This is a genomic window from Metaclostridioides mangenotii (assembly GCF_017873185.1).
Lineage (GTDB): Bacteria > Bacillota > Clostridia > Peptostreptococcales > Peptostreptococcaceae > Metaclostridioides > Metaclostridioides mangenotii.
Genome location: NZ_JAGGJX010000001.1, coordinates 1,090,676 through 1,110,506, shown reverse-complemented (window position 1 = coordinate 1,110,506; position 19,831 = coordinate 1,090,676). Strand labels below are relative to the sequence as shown.

Sequence of the window (19,831 nt, the reverse complement as noted above, 5' to 3'; positions counted from 1 at the left end):
CGAAATAAAAATTGATTATTAGATCACTCGAATGTTTAAGTTAAAAAGGACATTTAAGTGATCTTTTATATAATTGAACAATAGTAGATAATTGCTTAGATAAGGTTACTTATATTATTTGAAATTAGGTGAGTTAGAGAAAAGATCTTATATTAATTGTTATCCCTTCCGAAGCCAAAACAACAACCAAAAATCAAAATTTATTCAGTATAAGCATAGATAGCGTCTCTAAGGAACTCAGCGAGCCCAGGTTGATCTCTATCATAATATGCGGTAAATCTCTCGTCATCCACATACATCTGCGCTAAGCCCCTATGAGCTTCTTTAGAATAGCTACTCCAAGTGAAACCTAACCAACTTCTGTGTAAATCTGCAACTTCATGTGCCAAAGCAGATTTAGGATCTCCAATTTTATAAGCTTCATTGAGTTTTTCAAGAATTTCTTTACTCATTTCCTCCATAGCTCGGTAATCATCTTCTGACATGCCTTTAAACTTTTTATACGACTCATCTACGCTTTCCTTACCGTACTTTTCTCTTATTTCATCGCCGTACTTTTTATCGTTTTCGCTAATAAGCTTATCTTTAAAGCCTTCAAATTTTTCTTTATCACTCATTTTTAATTTACCTTCTTTTAATTTTATAGTTTTTTCAACATTGGCAAGTAGCAGTTCTATCTGTTGTTTTTTCTCTATTAGATTTTTATGGTGATCTTTAAGTGCACCTAATTCGTCAAACTTATTTGAGTTTACAATGTGTTTAATACTATCTAATTTTAGCCCAAGTTCCCTGTAAAAGAGAATTTGTTGAAGTTTATTTACTTCTTGCTCTCCATATATTCTGTACCCTGAAGAATTAACTCTACTTGGTTTTAATAGATCAATTTCATCGTAAAATCTTAAAGTTCTTGAACTAATGCTGGCTAATTTAGATAATTTGTTTACTGTGTACTCCATTAAAGCACCTCTTTTCTAATTGTTGTATATTGTTTACCGATGTTAATTTTTAATATACACCTTTACGTAAGGTAAGAGTCAAGAGTTAAAAAATATTTTTAAAAATTTTTCATTATGGTATAAAGAGAATTGAATTTGAATAAGTTTAATATATAGAAAGGTTTATGTACTAAGGATATGTGGAGGTGTGCTATGAGAAACAACAACAAATCTAAAGTTTTAATAGGTATGCTTTGTTTATCTATAGGTGTAGCTACAATTTTATCAATAATACTACCTGGTTGGATTTGGTCCACACTTACTGCATTGATACTTATTGGATGTGGAGCGCTATTATTTTTTTGTTAAGTGATTTTACTATATAGTCTGGGGTGATTGTCGGTGAAAATAGTTACAATTAGATTGCCGAGATGGATATCTAATATAATACTTAGATTTATGAGAAAATTTAAAAGAAAATAAAAAGTAAAAAAGCCTACTTTCGGAAGTAGGCTTTTATAGTATAAGTCAAATTTGACTTATGCTCTTTCAACTTTACCAGAACGTAGACATCTAGTACAAACTTTTACTCTTCTAGGAGTTCCATCTATTAGAGCTCTTACATTTCTTAAGTTAGCTGACCATGTTCTTTTATTGTGTTTATTTGAATGTGTTACTTGGTTTCCTGATACTCTACCTTTTCCACATACACTACATATTTTTGCCATTTCTGTACACCTCCTTAAATGATAACTATTTAGAGACTAAAAACATATTTATATTATCATAAATATCAAAGACTTTCAATAGAAATATATATATTTACTTAACATATATTGAAGAAATTCCAATTATCATATAAAATTATATATATATTTTCTTTTAAAGTAAATACGTTTGGCGTAAAAAATTTAATAAATATTTAAATTATTTGCTACATTTTAGCTAAACGCGTTTAAACGAGAAGAGAAGGTTTAAATTATTCTTTATTTATAGTATGATATGATTATATTTTATAATACAATTAGAAAGAATAAAGAATATAATAAAAATTTAAGGGGGTTAAAGTATGAATGCTATAACTAACCAATATGGATATATAAGAATAGATAATCAAGTGATTGCACAAATAGCTTATAGAGCGGCTATGGAGAGCTACGGTCTTGTTGGGCTGGCTTTTAAATCTAAAGGGATAGTAGAACTTTTAAAAGGCGAGAATGCTACTAAAGGTGTAAGAGTAGAGGAATTAGAAGAAGATACCATTGCAATAGAGCTTTATGTTATAATACAATACGGTACAAATATATCTACAGTTGCCAACAACATAATTGAGAGAGTTAAGTATGTTGTTGAAACTATGACTAGCTTAAAAGTGGGCAGAATAGATATTAATGTACAAGGTATCAGAGTTAAGTAATTTCGCGGGAGGAAGAATATGATTCAATATATAGATGGAAAAAAGCTTAGAGAGATGTTTGTATCAGGTGCAAACAATCTTCAAAATCACAAGGATTTAGTTGACAAGCTGAATGTTTTCCCAGTTCCAGATGGTGATACAGGTACTAATATGTCTCTTACAATATCTTATGCCATGCAAGAACTGTCTAAAGTAGAAAATGATGATATTACAGATATAGGGAAGGCTCTTTCTAAAGGTTCTCTTATGGGAGCTAGAGGAAACTCTGGGGTAATTCTATCTCAGATAATAAGAGGTATAGCTAAATCAATAGAAGGAAAAGAAAAACTTTCTACACAAGATTTAGCAAAGGCATTTAAAAATGGTTCAGATACTGCATACAAGGCAGTAATCAAACCAATAGAAGGAACAATTCTCACAGTAGTACGAGAGAGTGGAGATTATGCTGTAAAGTTAGCAGCTAGAGAAAAGGACATAGTTAGATTTATGTCTCTACTTGTTAAAGAATCAAACGCATCTCTAAAGAGAACTCCAGACCTTCTAAAAAATCTAAAAGATGCTGGAGTTGTAGATTCTGGAGGAAAAGGTCTAGTATGTATATACGAAGGAATGTACGAGACTTTACTTGGAAATTCAATAGTTAAAAATGATAGATCAGCAAGCTCAGTTTCAAGTGTACCAGTACTACATAATGCAAATATATCGAGTGAAGATATAAAGTTCCAGTACTGTACAGAATTTATACTAGAGAGCGATAAAGTAGAAGACACGACAATTAGAGATATAATGTTAAACTACGGAGATAGTTTAGCTGTAGTTGGCGATGACGGAGTTATAAAAGTACATGTCCACACTAATGATCCAGGAAGTGTACTACAAGAAGCTCTTCAATACGGTCAACTTATTACTACAAAGATAGAAAACATGAAACTACAACATGAAAACACTTTATTAGAGATAGGTAAAGAATCAGAACAAGTAAGTGCTACAGTAGAAGAGAGAGACTTCGGATTTATAGCTACATCTATGGGTGAAGGTCTTGCAAAGATATTTAAAGACTTCGGCGTGGATCATGTTATTGAAGGCGGTCAAACGATGAACCCTTCTACGGAAGATTTTATGAAGGCTATAGATAAAATAAGTGCCAAAAATATTTTTATACTTCCAAACAATGGAAATATAATTATGGCTGCTAATCAAGCAAAAGAGTTGAGTGACAAAAACATAATAGTACTTCCTACTAAAAACACTCCACAAGGTTTCTCTGCTTTAGTAAGCTTTAACGGAGAAGCAAGTGCAGAGGAAAATGAAGAAGCTATGTTAGAAGCACTTAAGTCTGTTAAATCAGGCCAAGTTACATTCGCTGTAAGAGATACAGTTATGAATGAGATTGACGTTAAAGAAGGCAATATAATAGGTATAGCAGAAGGAAATTTACTTGCAGCAGGCGAAGATGTAGAAGAGACTACTGTGAGATTGGTAGAAGACCTAGTTAATGAAGACACTGCAATTATAACTTTATTCTATGGAGAAGATGTTACAGAAAGTCAAGCTTCTGATTTAGGAAATATACTAGAAGCTAAATACGAAGATATTGATATTGAACTATATTATGGAGGACAACCTCTTTATTACTATTTAATTTCAGTTGAATAATGATATTAATAGTCCTGTATAATCAGATTACTTTTTTAAGTAGGATTATACAGGACTTTTGTATAGTAGGTGATAGTGTGAATAATTTAAATAAAGATGTGCAATATATCAAAGGTATCGGTCCACAGAGAGCTACAAAACTTGCAAAACTAGGAGTATTCACTCTTAAGGATTTACTATATTATTTTCCGAGAACCTTTGAAGATAGAAACAACATCAAAAAAATTGCTCAGTTAGAAGATGATGAAAAAGTAACAATAAAAGCGATTATTACAAACGTAAATACTTTTAGCCCGAGAAAGGGTATGACGATAACCAATATAAATGTAAAAGATGAAACAGGACATGCTAGACTATCTTTTTTTAATAGAGGATACATTAAAAATACATATAAATCAGGGGACAGTATCTTAGTATTTGGAAAAGTGAAAATAAGAAATGATAGGATCGAATTGAATTCCTGTGAAATAGAATACCTTACAAATGCTCCAAAACAGACTGGAAGACTTATGCCAGTGTATCCTCTTACATATGGTGTTACAAATAAAGATGTAATGAATATGGTGAAGACAGCTATAGAATCAGAGGAAATTGAGATAGAGGAATACATGCCAAAAGCTATAATAGATAAGTACAATCTGTGCGATATCAAATACGCTATAAAAAATATACATGCACCTGCCAGTAAAGAAAATTTAAAAGTAGCTCTATATAGAATTATTTTTGAAGAACTTTTAATCCTCCAGCTAGGTTTGTTTATGTTTAAAAGCGGTAGAAGTGAGTCAAAGGGAATTGAGTTTAAAAGAGACGAAGGTCTCGAGAAAATTCTGGATTCATTGGCATTTAAACTTACCAAGGCACAATCGAATTCTCTAAATGAGATAATTGAAGATATGGAGTCAAATAAAGTAATGAACAGATTGGTGCAAGGGGATGTCGGTAGCGGTAAAACTATAGTAGCTATGTTAGCACTTGCCAACTGCGTTCTAAACGGTTTTCAAGGTGCAATAATGGCTCCTACAGAGATCCTAGCACATCAGCACTATGAATCGTTTAACGAGGTGTTAGGAGGCTTTGGTATTACAAGTGAACTTCTAGTTGGAAGTTTAACTAAGAAGCAAAAAGAGAATATACTTGAAAGAGTAAAAAATAAAGAAATAGATATATTAATAGGTACTCATGCTTTGATTGAAGATAAGGTGGAATTCGATAATATTGGATTAGTTGTAACTGATGAGCAACACCGCTTTGGAGTAATGCAGAGAGGCAAATTGTCTCAAAAGGGAGACAATCCAGATATACTAGTTATGACTGCGACTCCAATTCCAAGAACATTGGCTCTTATTCTTTACGGGGATTTGGATATATCTATTATAGATGAATTGCCTCCCGGAAGAAAACCTATTGAGACTATTGCAATAGAACAGAAAAAAAGAGATTCTGCGTACAATACATTGGTAAGAGAAGAGGTAATGAAGGGCAGACAGGTGTATATAGTTTGCCCGCTTGTGGAAGAGAGTGAAGCTATTGAAGCTCAGTCTGCGGTTGAACTAGTAGAAGATTTGAGGATAAACTACTTTGATGATTTAAGATTGGGTCTTATTCATGGAAAGATGAAGGCAAGTGAAAAAGATAGTGTAATGAGTGATTTTAAAGAAGGTAAAATAGATATACTTGTATCCACAACTGTTATAGAAGTTGGAGTGAATGTACCAAATGCTACTCTGATGATAATAGAAAATGCAGAAAGATTTGGACTAGCTCAGCTTCACCAGCTTAGAGGTCGAGTGGGTAGGGGAAGTCATAAGTCTTATTGTATACTGATTTACAAGTCAAAAAATGAAATTTGTAGACAGAGAATGGCTATAATGGAAGAGACCAATGATGGATTTAAGATTTCTGAAAAGGACTTAGAAATCAGAGGACCTGGTGAGTTCTTTGGGACTAGACAGCACGGCTTACCTGAATTAAAAGTTGCAAATCTATTTCAACATATGAAGATATTAAAACTAGCTCAAAAAGAAGCTAGATATATGCTTGGAGAAGATAGAAAACTTCAACATAGAGAGAATAAGTTACTAAAAAAAGAAATTTTAGAGAAATTTAAAGATATATTAGAAGAAGTAGCTCTTAATTAATCAAAATTTATGTTAAAATATATTTTGAGCTGAATTTTGTAATAAGAAGGAGAACAAAAGATGAGGATAATTTCTGGTAGAGCAAGAGGACTAAAACTCAATGCTCCGAAGAATAACGATATACGCCCTACAACGGATAGAATAAAAGAATCTTTATTTAACATTATAAATCCGTATGTACTCGATAGCGAGGTTTTAGACCTATTTGCAGGCACAGGTTCACTTGGACTTGAATGCCTTTCAAGAGGGGCAAAAAAATGTGTATTTGTCGATTCTAGCAAAGAGAGTATTAAGGTCTTGAATTCAAACATAAAAAAGGCAAACTTTGTAAGTGAAAGCCAGGTTCTAAATTATGAATTTAATAATGCTCTAAACTCACTAAAACTAAAAAATAGAAAGTTTGATATAGTATTTTTAGATCCTCCATATTACGAAAATATGTTTATAGAGGCGATAAAAAAGATTGATAGCTTTGATTTAATAAATGAGGATTCAATAATAGTAGTTGAGCACGACAGCGTTGATAAATTTCCCGATACTTTGGGAAGATTAAAAAAACACAGAGATAAAAAATATGGAAACACTACACTAACTTTTTATAAATTGGAGGATAAAAATGAATAAGCAAGTAAGGAAAGCGATGTTTGCTGGTAGTTTTGATCCAATAACAAATGGACATTTAGATATAATCAATAGAGCGGCTCATATATTTGATGAACTTCAGATAGGAGTTCTAAATAATCCAAATAAACAAGGTCTATTTACATTTGATGAGAGAGTAAATTTAATCGATTCGTGTATTGGGCATTTAGATAATGTAAAGGTTGTTTCTTTTAATGGACTTCTTGTAAAGTACTGTGAAGAAAATGGAGTAGATACCTTAGTTAGAGGGATTAGGACTGGAACTGATGTAGAATATGAACTTCAAATGGCTAGAATGAACAAAGAGCTAAGTCCTAACATAGAAACTATAATGTTACCAAGTAGTACCAATTATTCTTTCATAAGTTCTTCCCTTATAAAAGAAGTATTGATATTTGATGCAGACATCAAAAACTTGGTTCCAGAGATTGTTTTAAAAGAATTAAAGAAAAAGAACCAAAAGGGGGATTAGTTATGAAGATAGATTTAGAATTATTAGATTTATTTGCAGAATTAGAGGGGATAGTTAAAAACGCTTCAACTCTTCCTTTTTCTCAAAAATGTACTGTAGATAGAGAAGAAATTATGGCTGTGGTAAACGATATAAAGACCTTAATTCCAGAAGAAATCAATCAAGCTGTATGGATCAATAAAGAGAGACATAAACTTATAAGTGAAGCTAAACAAGAGGCGTCAAACATAGTTGAACAAGCGAATAAGGAAGCTGAAAGAATTAGAAGAGATTATACAGATGAAGTAGAGAGCATGAAGAAGAATTCTGAAGAAGCTGTTAAAGCTTATGTAGAGTCTAGTGAGCCTATGAAAAAAGCTGAAGTACAAGCTAGAGATCTTGTAGAAAAATCTGAAAACGTCGCACATGAAATTAGAGTAGGAGCTATTGAGTACGCAGAAGATGTACTTTCTAGTGTAGAGTACAATTTAAAGAATATATTAGAAGAAATAGCGGAAAATAGAAAAGAATTAAAACCAAAAAAGTAAATTTAAAAGACTTAGAAGATTGTTAACTTCTAAGTCTTTTTTAGATATCATATACAGGTTATTCAATAAAGAAATTTTCATATGCTTCATCCACAGGTTGTTTTGAAGCGCCGATATATTTTTGAGTAGTTTCTATAGAGCTGTGATTTAATAACTCTTTTACTATTTCAAGGTTGTAATTGTTGTTTTTGAATTGAGTAATTGCAAATAACTTTCTAAAACTATTTGTACTGATATTTTGTAGTCCCAGATAATTACATATGATTCTTAGCTGTTTTTGTATAGTTTTAACTCTTATGTCAATCAAGTAATCATCTTCTAGAAGAGTTCTGTAATCTACGTATTCTTGAACTACTTCAACTATATTTTTGTTTATAGGTCGACTTTGAAGTTGGCCAGTTTTTTTATTTTCTGTTTCTAAAGTATTGCCTTTAAAATTTGAGACCTTAAGTTTAAGGATATCCGTTATTTTAAGACCTAAATTTGCTTCAAGCATCAGAGCCAATGCAATTCTTTCGTTTTTTCTGAAAATCTTTTCTTGGCCATTTTCAAGATATTTAAACCCCTTGTGTAATAGTTTCATTATTTTCCTGTATTCATCAATTTCGACAGCCCTTGTTAACATAATTAATCACTCCAATCAGTTTGATAATCTATGTATATATAATGATCCTCTGATAAGATTAATTATACTATATTTAACATCTAATTAGTTAATTTTATTAAACTTTTTGCAAAAATATTTAGAAAAGTATCTAAATTTGTTCATCTTTAATGTAGCAGATACTAGATAAGTCGAAATTGTTATGTAAATAATGATTTTGTAGTAGTTCATGTAGGATACCCATAAGACATTGTCGAATATTATGTTGTTTGACAGATTAAAAGTTGACGTAACTACTGAAGTTTTAAAAATAGGGTATAGTAAAAATAAAAATACTGCGGCAAATAGTCCGTGCAATAGTTTACTCGATATGTAGAGCCTTATATTGATATCTGTTTTAGCGAGGAAAGTACAGCATTGTGATAGTATTGAAAGTCCACTAAATCCTATTAAAAAGCTGGCAAGTGTAGCCTTAATTTGTTCAGAGCTACCCATAACCTGTGAGATCTTGTTACACCCGATCGTTATTTCAAATATACCGCTTATAAATGCGTTGCAGAGTTCTTCGGTAATGCCGAACACAGATAGAGGGATATGTATTATAAATGAAATAATATGTATTATATTGAATAGAGTCAAAACTCTAAATACTACAGAAAATATAATTACAAATCCTCCTATTGTGAGTAGCGTATTTACTCCGTTATAAACTGCATTTCCAAACATAACGAAGAAATTGCTATTAGAATATTTAGTTTCTACAACATTTTTGATATTTGCTTTTAAAGATTTTTTATTTTCAGGAAGAGATTCCCATCCATAGTTTCTAAATAGAAGTCCGACCGTAATTGTGCCTAGGTAGTGGCAAATAATCATTAAATAACCTAGAGCAGAATCTTTAAACATTCCAGTTCCTACAGATCCGATGATAAATAAAGGCCCAGAAGTAGAGCAAAAGGATACCAGCCTTTGAGCCTCAGTTTGTGATATTTGATCTTTAATTCTAAGTTCAGAAGCTAGTTTCGCTCCGACTGGGTACCCAGATATAGTTGAAATTGCAAAGACTAAAGCGCCTTTTCCGGATACGTTAAATACGAATTTTGTTATAGGATTTATAATAAAACCTATAATATCTATAACTTTTAAATCTACAATCAAGCTTGCCCCTACTATAAAAGGAAGGAGGGAAGGAACTAATATATCGATCCATATGTCAATTCCTTCTTTGGCAGCAGATATAGCTTCAACAGGAAATATCACAATTCCAATTATGAGTATTAAAACAACTAAAGCTGGGGCCAAGAATACAAAGATTTTTTTATTATTCATATACATAAATCACCTAATTATAATATTTTATTTCTATACAGAATGTATATTAGTAAGGCGTTATTTTTATGAATAAGTAAATTACTCATTTAGATAAAATGGTTGTACATAGTAGTCGTAAGGGCCCTTAAATTTATTCCCGGTTCTTTTAAAATATACTGCGTTGTATATATTTGAAGCTTTTATATCGCTTTCGATAAGAGTTTTAAACATTGGATTATTTAATAAGAACTCTATATTTGAGAATTTATTTATTATATTGATATCAGAGTTAATTTTAATTTCTTTAATAATCTCTCGGCCCTTGTTGTTAAATGCTAGAATTCTAATATAAGGCATCTTATCTATTTCCTTTGCTATTTTTATTTCATCTTTTGTTATGCCGAGAAGGATGTTATTTAGAATCCTTTTTACTTTAGTCATGGTATACCTTTTGCTTTTAACTGAATTAACGAGATTATAAGTATTGATTGCTGAAAAAGCTTCTGTATATATTTTGTTTTCAATGCCTTCATTTACCTCGAAAAAATCAGAGAGTCTCTCTTTATCTCTAAATACGGAAGTTTTTAGAGAGTCAAAAAACATTTCATCGTACATAAGTGGAATATTTTCTTCTAATTTATCTTTTAGTATTTTGTAGGAAGTAGACGGCATTGTATCGATTAATGTATCTAAATTGTCTTTGTAATAGGCAGCGCTGCTATTGCCAGATTCGCCAGTACTTCTGTTGTTAGAATTAAAAAAGTTGTTGCTATTTGAGACAAATGCACTCTTGTTACTGTTTGAATCAAATATACTATTATTTTTTAATTTATTTCTTATTGCAGTTGCAGATGATATATTTCCCGTTATCTCTGTTGAATTGTATTCCGACTGAATTCTTTTTATAGTTTGGGGTTTAATAGAACTATTTAATTTTATAAGTCTTTTAATGTATTCTATACCGAGTATGTTATTTGGATTGTTTAAAACTTTTTCAATATCATCAATATCATCTAAGAACGTGTTGTATTTAGAAAAATAAGTAGCTTCTTCGCCCGTATAGTTGTCATCTGATTTAATTTGTCCTATATAATCTATAAGAGCTTTACTTCTAGCAACTGGAAAAAGCATTCCAAGGTCTAGATAACTTTTTAGAAAAGTTTTAAATTCTAAAGGTTCAGATGATAAAATATCGGCAATTGTATATAAAATGCCTATATCCCCGACTTCGCTACCAAAACAAATAGAATTTACACAGTTCAATGAATTTAATGTAGTTATGGCGCCTTGTGAGAACAGCTCAGCGCTTTGACAAGCGTAAAGAGTAGGTAACTCTACAACTAGATCTACTCCAGCTCTGACAGCCATTTCTGCTCGAGTATGCTTATCTAAAATCGCAGGTTCCCCCCTTTGTAGAAAATTTCCGCTCATTACAGCTATAGTATGGGTGGAATTAGTTTTTTTCTTAGATTCATTTAAATGAAACAGATGGCCATTGTGAAATGGATTGTATTCAACTATAAGTCCTAATATATTCATAAGATTCTCCTTCTAAGATCTATCATTAAATATCTATCATTATATATAAATTTTACCAAAAGTATTTGTATAATGTAACTATACTTATTGATTATAATTTGTAGATAAAATATGATTACATCTTTATTATAGCAAAACTATACACACATAAAATTATTGTTATAATGTTTTTATATTATTCGTATAAAAAATGCCATATAGTTGCATGATTCTGAAAATAATGCGTGAAAGGTATATACTTTTATATAAAAAAGTGGTATATTGTTTATGTTAAAATCGTTAATAATATAGTGAAATAGCTATATTAATGAATATAACTTAATTATTTGTCAAATATAGAGTTGTATACATAACTGTTATAAAATTTAGGAGGATGAAAATGAAAGTATTAGTATTAAACTGCGGAAGTTCTTCACTAAAGTATCAATTAATAGATACAAACGGTGAAGAAGTATTATGTATAGGATTAGTAGAAAGAATTGGGATAGATGGATCAATTCTTAAACATGAAAAACAAGGTAAAGACGATAAACTTGTTATCGAACAACCTATGAAAGATCATAAAGATGCTATAAAGCTTGTACTTGACGCTGTAGTAGATGCAGAGTACGGTGCAGTTAAAGACATGAAAGAAATAGATGCAGTTGGACATAGAGTTGTTCACGCTGGTGAGAAATTTGCATCTTCTGTAGTTATAACTCCAGAAGTAGAAGAAGCTCTTAAAGAGTGTATAGATTTAGCTCCACTTCACAACCCAGCAAATATAATGGGAATAGATGCTTGTAAAGCAATACTTCCAGGTGTACCAATGGTAGGAGTATTCGATACTGCATTCCATCAAACAATGCCAGAATCTTCATACCTATATGGATTACCTTATGAGTTATACACTAAATACGGTGTAAGAAGATATGGATTCCATGGAACTTCTCACGATTACGTATCTCAAAGAGCTGCAGAAATGCTAGGAAAAGATAGAAAAGATCTTAAAATAGTAACTTGTCACTTAGGTAATGGTGCTTCTATAGCAGCTATAGACGGAGGAAAATGCGTTGATACATCAATGGGATTCACTCCTCTTGAAGGATTAATAATGGGAACTAGATGTGGAGATATAGATCCAGCTATAATACCATTCTTAATGAAAAAAGAAAACTTAGACGCTGACGGAATAGACAACCTTATGAATAAACAATCAGGAGTTTACGGAATGTCAGGAGTATCTGCAGACTTTAGAGATATAGAAGATGCAGCAGCTAAAGGAGATAAAAGATCTCAAGTAGCTCTAGAGACTTATGTTAAGAGAGTTCAAAAATATATAGGTTCATATGCAGCAGAAATGAACGGATTAGATGTAGTAGTATTCACAGCTGGTGTTGGTGAAAACGGAAAAGCTTTAAGAGCGGAGATGGCTTCTAATATGGAATTCTTAGGAATGAAATTAGATAAAGAAGCTAATGACGTTAGAGGTAAAGAAACTGTAATATCAACAGCTGATTCAAAAGTTAAGATATTATTAATTCCAACTAATGAAGAATTAATGATAGCTAGAGATACATTAAGACTAGTAAAATAATTATAGAAATTTATTAATAAAAAGTCGTAACATTTGTCATAATAATTATGACAAATGTTTTGGCGTTTATTGAATTTTTCGAAAAACATCTATCAAGTAAAAATACTTGACAAATAAATGCTGGATTTGTATAATAAGTTTGGTAAAGTTTTGAGGTGAATTTTAATGATAATCAGTGTTGAAAAACTTAACAGAAAAGAAACTGAAAAGACAGTCTTGAATTTTAGTGAAAATATTGGTACTATTAGTTATCGTGGAGATGTTTTTAATTTAGCATCACCTTTAAATCTTCAAGGTACGATAACAAAGTCGAAATCTGGATTATACATAGATGTTGATGTTGATTTCACTATTGTTGAAAATTGTTCAAGATGTCTAAAAGATGTTAAAGTGCCTTTAAATTACAATATACAAGGTTTCCTTGTTAAAGAGGAAAACTATGTAGAAGACGATTTCGAAGATTTCGATGCGTTTTTCTACGATGGATCTGAAATGGATCTATTAACTATAGTAGAACAGACCTTGGATTTTAATTTACCGAGCAAGGTTCTTTGTGATGAACAGTGTAAAGGCCTATGTTACAAATGCGGAGCTGATTTAAATATAAAAGAATGTTCTTGCAATGGAGATACAAATGACGAGGGCAATATTGACCCGCGTTTTGCTAAATTAAAAGACTTATTTAAAAATGACTAAGGAGGTGGCGTAAATGGCAGTACCAAAGCGTAAAACATCTAAATCAAAAAGAGATATGAGAAGAGCAGCTAACTCAAAAATGGAAGCAACTAGTTTCGTAAGTTGCCCACAGTGTCATGAGCCAAAATTATCACACAGAGTGTGCCCAGATTGTGGATATTATAAAGGTAAAGAAGTAGTATCTAAATAGTATTTAAAGAGGTTGCCTCAAAACTGATTGACCGACTGCTTGTGTTTTAAAGCAAAATTTATTGCTTTTAATTAGACTGTTTAGTACAAGCGATTGGTCAATCAGTTTTGATGGATTCAATCTTATGGGAAAAGGCTTAAAATAAAAATATTTAGTATTTTTATGATTGTAAAAAGGTTGTTTTAAGAGCGATTATTAAATCGCTTTTGAAACAACCTTTTTTGAGTGTGAATCTAGAATAATAGAGACTGAATATATAGTTTTAATTTAAGGTATTATAGTAATTAACAGCAAAAAAATAAATTTAGATAATATAAATTCAAATTAATTAATATAAAATAAGCAATTTAGTGTTGAAAAACTTTATTTGATATTATATACTACTATTAGTAGCTGGTACTAATTACTGCTATAAATTTGGAGGTTATATGAAGAAAAAGAGTAAGGCCCAAAGACAGAAAGAGCTGGTTAAGATCTTAGAAGGGGATCCTTTCTACACTGACGAAGAGCTATCTAGTGTATTTAATGTCAGCATCCAAACGATAAGGCTTGATAGGATGAGTCTAAACATCCCAGAACTTAGGGAGAGACTTAAAACTATAGCAGAAACTCAAGGCTCCAAAGTTAAGACTCTTGGAAAACAAGAGATAATAGGAGAGATAATAGAGTTATCTGTTGGGCAACTTGGTATATCCATGCTAGAGATCACGGATGATATGATTTATACAAAGACCAATACAGTTAGAGATGCATATGTATTTTCTCTGACAAGTTCGCTTGCAATGGCGATAGTTAACGCTCCAAAGGTAGTACTAAGGTCTGCAAATATAAATTGTATAACAATGATAGAGAATAAAGATAGACTCATAGCAAAAGCGGAAGTCCACAAGAAAGAGGACAGAAAGCATTTTGTAAAAGTCGTTGTAAATAGTAGAAATCACGATCAAGTATTTAAAGGAGATTTTATATTTGAAGAGATAGACTAGTATATACGATTTCAAAATGAGTATGTACTAGTCTAACTGTTTGCATAAAGTTTCGTGAATATAGGAGGCAAAGATATGAAAATAGTTATTGATGGAATGGGCGGAGATAATGCACCTTCTTCAAATGTTGAAGGAGCGGTTGAGGCAATTAAGGAATACAATATAGATATTGTAATAACAGGAGATAAAGAAATATTAGAAAAAGAATTCTCCAAATATGAATTTGATAAAAGTAAATTAGAGATATTGGGAACTACTGAAGTTATAGAAAATGAAGATAAACCCGTTAAAGCTATAAGAAAGAAGAAAGATTCTTCAATGGTAGTAGCACTTAACCTTGTAAAAGAGGGAAAAGCGGATGCGGTAATTTCAGCTGGTAATACAGGTGCACTTCTTGCAGGTGGACTGTTTGTAGTTGGAAGAATTAAAGGAGTAGATAGACCATGTCTTTGTTCGGCGATCCCGAATGTAAAAGGCGGAATGACTTTAATTGCAGACTGTGGAGCCAATGCAGATTGTAAACCGAAAAACCTTTGTGAGTTTGCAGCTATGAGCAGTATATACTCTAAAAAGGTACTGGGTATGGATAACCCTAGAGTTGCTACTGCAAATGTAGGGCTAGAAGAAGGTAAAGGAAATGAGTTAGTTAAAAAATCTTTTGAAGATATTAAAAAATTAAAACTAAACTTTATCGGAAATGTTGAAGCTAGAGAGATACTTAATTCTTATACAGACATAATAGTATGTGATGGATTTACAGGAAATATGCTTCTTAAATCAGCAGAAGGTGTTGCGCTTTCAGTGCTAGATCTGATAAAGCAGACTTTTGTATCTAGTACTAAGAGCAAGATAGGAGCACTTTTATTAAAAGATGAACTAAAAAAACTGAAGAACTTTATGGATTACGCTGAGTATGGAGGAGCCCCTCTTTTAGGTTTAAAAGGCGGAGTTATAAAAGCTCATGGTAGTTCAGATTCTAATGCTATAAAAAACGCTATAAACCAAGGTATAAAGTTTTCTAAAGGTGAAGTAGTAAAGGATATAGAAGAGTTTATAAAAGATTATTCAAAAGAAAGTGATAACGACAAAGACGATAACGATGTAAAAGGTAGCAACAAAAATAGAGATGAAGAGTAAAGCTCTTTGGAGGTTTAATATAGTTATGAAGATAAAATCTGGAATATTAGGGGTTGGAAGCTATTTACCCGAAAAATGTGTTGATAACTTTTACTTTGAAGGTATTATGGATACATCTAATGAATGGATTACAACTAGAACAGGGATAAAAGAGAGAAGAGTTGCAGCTGAAGAAGAAGCTACATCTGACTTAGCTATAAAAGCTTCATTAAAGGCTTTAGAATGTGCCAATTTGGCTCCTGAAGATATAGACCTTATAATTTTAGCTACTCTTACTCCTGATATGCTCTTACCGTCGACAGCTTGTATAGTTCAAGAAGGAATTGGTGCAGTTAATGCTGCTGCATTTGACATTTCAGCCGCTTGCACAGGTTTTGTATACGCTCTTACTATTGCAAAACAGTTTGTGGAAAACGACACTTACAAAAATATTCTTGTTGTTGGATCAGAAACTAGTTCAAGAGTTTTAAACTATGAAGACAGAGCTACATCTGTGCTGTTTGGTGATGGATCAGGTGCTGCTGTAGTTGGTAGAGTCGAAGACGGCGGAATACTTTCTACATACCTAGGAGCAGATGGTAAAGGAAAAGACTATCTTAAAATACCAGCAGGTGGTTCAAGAAATAAAGCAAGTCAAGATACTGTACAGAACAACATGCATACAATACACATGGCTGGTAGCGATGTGTTCAAATTTGCAGTGAGAAAGATGGCAGAAACTTCTCAAATAGCAATAGAAAAAGCAAATTTGGAAGCAAAAGATATAGATTTATACGTACCTCATCAAGCAAATGCGAGGATAATAGAGGCATCGGCTAAGAGATTGGGACTTAGCATGGACAGTGTATTTGTAAATTTAGATAAATATGGAAACATGTCAGCTGCTTCTATACCAGTAGCCTTAGATGAAGCATATAGAGAAGGAAAAATAAAAAAAGGTGATAAGATAGTGGTAGTTGGATTTGGTGGGGGTCTTACATGGGGATCGTCGGTAATCGAATGGACATTATAAGGGAGGTTATTTATGAATAGAATATGTGAATTATTGGATATTAAATACCCTATAATACAAGGTGGAATGGCTTGGGTTGCAAATGCGCCTCTTGCTGCTGCAGTATCAAATGCAGGAGGGTTAGGAATAATAGCCGCTGGCAATGCACCTAAAGAAGTTATAAAAAATGAGATTGATAACTGTAGAAAATTAACTAACAAAACTTTTGGAGTAAATGTAATGCTACTTTCTCCATTTGCAGATGACATTATAGACTTAGTAATAGAAGAAAAGATTCAAGTAATAACAACAGGAGCGGGAAACCCTGCAAAACATATGGATAGATTAAAAGAAGCAGGAGTAAAGGTAATACCTGTAGTTCCGACTACAGCACTAGCTCAGAGAATGGAAAGATTTGGAGCTACAGCAGTTATAGCTGAAGGAACAGAAGCTGGTGGACATATAGGTGAAGTTACAACGATGGTACTTATACCTCAGATATCAGACAGTGTTAGCATACCAGTTATAGCAGCTGGAGGAATAGCTGACGGTAGAGGAATAGCAGCATCATTTGCTTTAGGTGCTCAAGGTGCTCAAATCGGAACAAGATTTATATGTAGTGATGAGTGTACAGCTCATGAAAACTACAAACAACTTGTTATAAAAGCTAAGGATAGAGATGCAGTAGTAACTGGAAGAGTAACAGGACATCCAGTAAGAACTTTAAAAAATAAATTATCAAAAGAATTTATTAAAATGGAAGCAGCAGGTGCTACACCAGAAGAATTAGAAGCAAAGGGTGTAGGTGCACTAAGATTGGCTACTGTAGATGGTGATAAAGATAAGGGATCATTTATGGCAGGTCAAATAGCTGCAATGGTTAAAGATATAAAACCATGTGAAGAGATAGTTCAAGATTTAGTTAAAAAGGCAAAAGAAGTAATGCCTAACATAAATTTATAGGAGGAATGTTATGGCAAAAATAGCACTAGTATTTCCAGGTCAAGGAGCACAGTATACAGGTATGGCAAAGGATCTGTATGAAGGTAACGCTATAGCTAAAAATATAGTGGACACTGCGTGTGAGAATCTCAACATGAATATTAAAACTATAATGTTTGAAGGTCCAGATGAAGAGCTTTCAAAAACAGAAAATACTCAGCCTGCGATATTGATACACAGTATAGCAGCTTATGAAGCCTTAAAAAGTGAAATAGATCTAGAATTTGATGTTTGCCTGGGATTGTCTTTAGGTGAATACAGCGCGCTTGTTACAGCTGGTGTACTAGATTTCAGCGATGCTGTAAAGCTTGTTAAAAAAAGAGGAAAGTACATGCAAGAAACTGTACCTCTTGGAAAAGGTACTATGGCAGCGATTTTAGGTATGGAAAGAGAGCCTTTAAAAAAGATAATAGATGAAATAAAAGGAGGGGTTGTAGAAGTTGCAAACTACAATTCTCCAGGTCAGATAGTGATTTCAGGTGAGACAGAAAAAGTTCGCGAAGCTATGGAAAAATGTAAAGATAGTGGAGCTAAGAGAGCTGTCGAGCTAAGTGTAAGCGGTCCATTTCACTCGTCTATGTTAAAAGAAGCGGGAGAGAAGCTGTCTTTGGAGTTGGATAAGGTGAATATAAAAGATTCTAGCATAAAAGTAGTATCAAATGTCAATGCTGGCTACTACAATGGAAATTGCAAAGAACTTTTAGTGAAACAAGTTAGTTCATCAGTGCTTTGGGAGGATTCAATATCTAAACTTATAGATGAAGGTTACGATACATTTATTGAAATCGGTCCAGGAAAAACACTTAAAGCATTTATAAAGAAAATATCCTCACAAAAAGATGCAAAAGTAGAAATTCACAATATTGATGGCATAGATTCTTTTGATAAATTTGTAAATAACTATAGAAATGGGGAAATCTAATGATGAATTTTATAGATAGAACAGCCGTTGTTACAGGGGGATCACGTGGTATAGGTAAAGAAGTTGCTAAAAAGCTGGCATCTTTAGGAGCCGATGTAGTGATCAACTATACTTCAAACGAAGAACAGGCGAATATTACTAAATCTGAGATAGAAGGTATGGGAGTTAAGTGCTTGGTTGTACAGTGTGACGTATCTAAATCAGATCAAGTAGCTGAAATGATGGACTCAGTAGTAAAGGAATTCGGAAAAATAGATATACTAGTAAACAATGCTGGTATAACAAGAGATGGGCTTCTTATGAGAATGAAGGAAGAGGACTTTGATAAAGTAATAGATATTAACTTAAAAGGAGTTTTCAACTGTACAAAAGCTGCTACTAAGTACATGATGAAGAAAAAGTATGGTAAAGTTATAAACATGGCATCTATAGTTGGAATTATGGGAAATCCAGGACAGACAAACTACTGTGCATCAAAAGCAGGAGTTATAGGATTTACTAAGGCGTCTGCTAGAGAGCTTGCATCTAGAAATATAAATATTAATGCAGTAGCACCTGGATTTATCGATACAGATATGACTCAAGTACTATCAGAAGATATAAAAAAATCAATGCTTGCTAATATTCCTAAAAAAACTTTTGGAAAGCCGGAAGATGTTGCAAACTTAGTTGCATTCTTAGCAAGTGATATGTCTGAATATATAACTGGCCAAGTTATAAATGTAGACGGCGGGATGGTAATGCAGTAGACAATAGAATTGTGAAATGGTAACATGATAACTTGAAAAAGTTATTTTAATTAAAATATATTAAATAGAAAATTAGGAGGAAACATAATGTTTGATAAAGTTGTAGAAATAATAATAGACCAATTAGGTGTAGAAGATAAGGTAATAACAGCAGAAACATCACTAATGAAAGATTTAGAGGCGGATTCACTAGACGCTGTAGAAATAATAATGGCTCTTGAAGACGAATTCGAATTAGAAATACCAGATGAAGATGCTGAAAACTTTAAGTCAATCGGAGATATAGTTAAATATATCGAATCACAAAAATAGTAGTAGGCTGACAAATAGTGGAGGTATTC

At 32.4% G+C, this 19,831-nt stretch carries 22 protein-coding genes; 17 read left to right on the top strand and 5 right to left on the bottom strand.

The window, feature by feature from the left end; all coding sequences use genetic code 11:
- Positions 1–200 precede the first annotated feature (200 nt).
- The gene (locus tag J2Z43_RS05415; RefSeq protein ID WP_209456189.1) at positions 201–956 is read right to left on the bottom strand and encodes a MerR family transcriptional regulator; all 756 of its coding nucleotides are present in this window, start codon (positions 954–956) and stop codon (positions 201–203) included.
- Positions 957–1,148: 192 nt separating this feature from the next.
- Here J2Z43_RS05415 and J2Z43_RS05410 point away from each other — a divergent pair, with 192 nt between their 5' ends.
- Positions 1,149–1,304 carry a hypothetical protein gene (locus tag J2Z43_RS05410; protein WP_024620702.1) on the top strand — a complete coding sequence of 52 codons (156 nt, stop codon included), beginning with the start codon at positions 1,149–1,151 and terminating at the stop codon, positions 1,302–1,304.
- A 170-nt stretch (positions 1,305–1,474) separates the two neighbouring features.
- On the opposite strand, the gene rpmB is transcribed toward J2Z43_RS05410, so the two are convergent.
- Positions 1,475–1,663, bottom strand: a complete 189-nt coding sequence (gene rpmB / locus J2Z43_RS05405; protein ID WP_027701553.1) for a 50S ribosomal protein L28 — start codon at positions 1,661–1,663, stop codon at positions 1,475–1,477.
- Between the two features lie 341 nt (positions 1,664–2,004).
- Here rpmB and J2Z43_RS05400 point away from each other — a divergent pair, with 341 nt between their 5' ends.
- From J2Z43_RS05400 to J2Z43_RS05375, 6 genes are all read left to right on the top strand, one after another.
- Positions 2,005–2,352 carry an Asp23/Gls24 family envelope stress response protein gene (locus J2Z43_RS05400; RefSeq protein WP_024620704.1) on the top strand — a complete coding sequence of 116 codons (348 nt, stop codon included), beginning with the start codon at positions 2,005–2,007 and terminating at the stop codon, positions 2,350–2,352.
- An 18-nt stretch (positions 2,353–2,370) separates the two neighbouring features.
- The gene (locus tag J2Z43_RS05395) at positions 2,371–4,008 is read left to right on the top strand and encodes a DAK2 domain-containing protein (RefSeq protein ID WP_209456188.1); all 1,638 of its coding nucleotides are present in this window, start codon (positions 2,371–2,373) and stop codon (positions 4,006–4,008) included.
- Positions 4,009–4,085: 77 nt separating this feature from the next.
- The gene (recG, locus tag J2Z43_RS05390) at positions 4,086–6,146 is read left to right on the top strand and encodes an ATP-dependent DNA helicase RecG (protein ID WP_327786923.1); all 2,061 of its coding nucleotides are present in this window, start codon (positions 4,086–4,088) and stop codon (positions 6,144–6,146) included.
- Between the two features lie 60 nt (positions 6,147–6,206).
- Complete coding sequence (rsmD, locus tag J2Z43_RS05385; protein WP_209456186.1) at positions 6,207–6,770, top strand: 16S rRNA (guanine(966)-N(2))-methyltransferase RsmD; 564 nt, start codon at positions 6,207–6,209, stop codon at positions 6,768–6,770.
- Complete coding sequence (gene coaD, locus J2Z43_RS05380) at positions 6,763–7,260, top strand: pantetheine-phosphate adenylyltransferase (RefSeq protein WP_027701557.1); 498 nt, start codon at positions 6,763–6,765, stop codon at positions 7,258–7,260. Before rsmD ends, coaD begins: the two co-directional genes overlap by 8 nt.
- A 2-nt stretch (positions 7,261–7,262) precedes the next feature.
- Positions 7,263–7,787: a hypothetical protein gene (locus J2Z43_RS05375; RefSeq protein WP_209456185.1), complete on the top strand. Its 525-nt coding sequence runs from the start codon at positions 7,263–7,265 to the stop codon at positions 7,785–7,787.
- 58 nt (positions 7,788–7,845) lie between these two features.
- Here the strand turns inward: J2Z43_RS05375 and J2Z43_RS05370 are convergent, their stop codons facing one another.
- The 3 genes from J2Z43_RS05370 to J2Z43_RS05360 form a co-directional block, all read right to left on the bottom strand.
- Positions 7,846–8,412, bottom strand: coding sequence for a tyrosine-type recombinase/integrase (locus J2Z43_RS05370; RefSeq protein WP_209456184.1), 567 nt, complete (start codon positions 8,410–8,412; stop codon positions 7,846–7,848).
- An 84-nt stretch (positions 8,413–8,496) separates the two neighbouring features.
- Positions 8,497–9,720: a sporulation integral membrane protein YlbJ gene (gene ylbJ, locus J2Z43_RS05365; protein WP_209456183.1), complete on the bottom strand. Its 1,224-nt coding sequence runs from the start codon at positions 9,718–9,720 to the stop codon at positions 8,497–8,499.
- 81 nt (positions 9,721–9,801) lie between these two features.
- Positions 9,802–11,241, bottom strand: coding sequence for a nucleotidyltransferase (locus J2Z43_RS05360; RefSeq protein ID WP_209456182.1), 1,440 nt, complete (start codon positions 11,239–11,241; stop codon positions 9,802–9,804).
- Positions 11,242–11,620: 379 nt separating this feature from the next.
- On the opposite strand from J2Z43_RS05360, the gene J2Z43_RS05355 reads away from it, so the two are divergent.
- The 10 genes from J2Z43_RS05355 to acpP all read left to right on the top strand — a co-directional run bounded on the left by J2Z43_RS05355 (position 11,621) and on the right by acpP (position 19,802).
- Positions 11,621–12,817: an acetate/propionate family kinase gene (locus J2Z43_RS05355; RefSeq protein WP_209456181.1), complete on the top strand. Its 1,197-nt coding sequence runs from the start codon at positions 11,621–11,623 to the stop codon at positions 12,815–12,817.
- Positions 12,818–12,982: 165 nt separating this feature from the next.
- The gene (locus J2Z43_RS05350) at positions 12,983–13,513 is read left to right on the top strand and encodes a YceD family protein (protein ID WP_209456180.1); all 531 of its coding nucleotides are present in this window, start codon (positions 12,983–12,985) and stop codon (positions 13,511–13,513) included.
- A gap of 13 nt (positions 13,514–13,526) precedes the next feature.
- Complete coding sequence (gene rpmF, locus J2Z43_RS05345; RefSeq protein ID WP_024620715.1) at positions 13,527–13,703, top strand: 50S ribosomal protein L32; 177 nt, start codon at positions 13,527–13,529, stop codon at positions 13,701–13,703.
- A 428-nt stretch (positions 13,704–14,131) separates the two neighbouring features.
- Positions 14,132–14,689: a transcription factor FapR gene (fapR, locus tag J2Z43_RS05340; RefSeq protein ID WP_209456179.1), complete on the top strand. Its 558-nt coding sequence runs from the start codon at positions 14,132–14,134 to the stop codon at positions 14,687–14,689.
- 75 nt (positions 14,690–14,764) lie between these two features.
- On the top strand, positions 14,765–15,826 hold the full coding sequence (gene plsX, locus J2Z43_RS05335; protein ID WP_209456178.1) for a phosphate acyltransferase PlsX: 1,062 nt from the start codon (positions 14,765–14,767) through the stop codon (positions 15,824–15,826).
- A 25-nt stretch (positions 15,827–15,851) separates the two neighbouring features.
- Positions 15,852–16,838: a beta-ketoacyl-ACP synthase III gene (locus J2Z43_RS05330; RefSeq protein WP_234925974.1), complete on the top strand. Its 987-nt coding sequence runs from the start codon at positions 15,852–15,854 to the stop codon at positions 16,836–16,838.
- 12 nt (positions 16,839–16,850) lie between these two features.
- Complete coding sequence (fabK, locus tag J2Z43_RS05325; protein WP_209456177.1) at positions 16,851–17,780, top strand: enoyl-[acyl-carrier-protein] reductase FabK; 930 nt, start codon at positions 16,851–16,853, stop codon at positions 17,778–17,780.
- A gap of 10 nt (positions 17,781–17,790) precedes the next feature.
- Positions 17,791–18,741 (top strand): ACP S-malonyltransferase, encoded by a 951-nt coding sequence (gene fabD, locus J2Z43_RS05320; protein ID WP_209456176.1) that lies wholly within the window; start codon positions 17,791–17,793, stop codon positions 18,739–18,741.
- Between the two features lie 2 nt (positions 18,742–18,743).
- Positions 18,744–19,490, top strand: a complete 747-nt coding sequence (fabG, locus tag J2Z43_RS05315; RefSeq protein WP_408631521.1) for a 3-oxoacyl-[acyl-carrier-protein] reductase — start codon at positions 18,744–18,746, stop codon at positions 19,488–19,490.
- 87 nt (positions 19,491–19,577) lie between these two features.
- Positions 19,578–19,802 (top strand): acyl carrier protein, encoded by a 225-nt coding sequence (acpP, locus tag J2Z43_RS05310; RefSeq protein ID WP_024620722.1) that lies wholly within the window; start codon positions 19,578–19,580, stop codon positions 19,800–19,802.
- The last annotated feature ends 29 nt before the right edge of the window (positions 19,803–19,831 follow it).

Excerpts from the sequence above, each read along its gene's own strand:
- J2Z43_RS05415 (WP_209456189.1), bottom strand. The coding sequence starts at position 956 with ATGGAGTACACAGTAAACAAATTATCTAAATTAGCCAGCATTAGTTCA.
- J2Z43_RS05410 (WP_024620702.1), top strand. The coding sequence starts at position 1,149 with ATGAGAAACAACAACAAATCTAAAGTTTTAATAGGTATGCTTTGTTTA.
- rpmB (WP_027701553.1), bottom strand. The coding sequence starts at position 1,663 with ATGGCAAAAATATGTAGTGTATGTGGAAAAGGTAGAGTATCAGGAAAC.
- J2Z43_RS05400 (WP_024620704.1), top strand. The coding sequence starts at position 2,005 with ATGAATGCTATAACTAACCAATATGGATATATAAGAATAGATAATCAA.
- J2Z43_RS05395 (WP_209456188.1), top strand. The coding sequence starts at position 2,371 with ATGATTCAATATATAGATGGAAAAAAGCTTAGAGAGATGTTTGTATCA.
- rsmD (WP_209456186.1), top strand. The coding sequence starts at position 6,207 with ATGAGGATAATTTCTGGTAGAGCAAGAGGACTAAAACTCAATGCTCCG.
- coaD (WP_027701557.1), top strand. The coding sequence starts at position 6,763 with ATGAATAAGCAAGTAAGGAAAGCGATGTTTGCTGGTAGTTTTGATCCA.
- J2Z43_RS05375 (WP_209456185.1), top strand. The coding sequence starts at position 7,263 with ATGAAGATAGATTTAGAATTATTAGATTTATTTGCAGAATTAGAGGGG.
- J2Z43_RS05370 (WP_209456184.1), bottom strand. The coding sequence starts at position 8,412 with ATGTTAACAAGGGCTGTCGAAATTGATGAATACAGGAAAATAATGAAA.
- ylbJ (WP_209456183.1), bottom strand. The coding sequence starts at position 9,720 with ATGAATAATAAAAAAATCTTTGTATTCTTGGCCCCAGCTTTAGTTGTT.
- J2Z43_RS05360 (WP_209456182.1), bottom strand. The coding sequence starts at position 11,241 with ATGAATATATTAGGACTTATAGTTGAATACAATCCATTTCACAATGGC.
- J2Z43_RS05355 (WP_209456181.1), top strand. The coding sequence starts at position 11,621 with ATGAAAGTATTAGTATTAAACTGCGGAAGTTCTTCACTAAAGTATCAA.
- J2Z43_RS05350 (WP_209456180.1), top strand. The coding sequence starts at position 12,983 with ATGATAATCAGTGTTGAAAAACTTAACAGAAAAGAAACTGAAAAGACA.
- rpmF (WP_024620715.1), top strand. The coding sequence starts at position 13,527 with ATGGCAGTACCAAAGCGTAAAACATCTAAATCAAAAAGAGATATGAGA.
- fapR (WP_209456179.1), top strand. The coding sequence starts at position 14,132 with ATGAAGAAAAAGAGTAAGGCCCAAAGACAGAAAGAGCTGGTTAAGATC.
- plsX (WP_209456178.1), top strand. The coding sequence starts at position 14,765 with ATGAAAATAGTTATTGATGGAATGGGCGGAGATAATGCACCTTCTTCA.
- J2Z43_RS05330 (WP_234925974.1), top strand. The coding sequence starts at position 15,852 with ATGAAGATAAAATCTGGAATATTAGGGGTTGGAAGCTATTTACCCGAA.
- fabK (WP_209456177.1), top strand. The coding sequence starts at position 16,851 with ATGAATAGAATATGTGAATTATTGGATATTAAATACCCTATAATACAA.
- fabD (WP_209456176.1), top strand. The coding sequence starts at position 17,791 with ATGGCAAAAATAGCACTAGTATTTCCAGGTCAAGGAGCACAGTATACA.
- fabG (WP_408631521.1), top strand. The coding sequence starts at position 18,744 with ATGAATTTTATAGATAGAACAGCCGTTGTTACAGGGGGATCACGTGGT.
- acpP (WP_024620722.1), top strand. The coding sequence starts at position 19,578 with ATGTTTGATAAAGTTGTAGAAATAATAATAGACCAATTAGGTGTAGAA.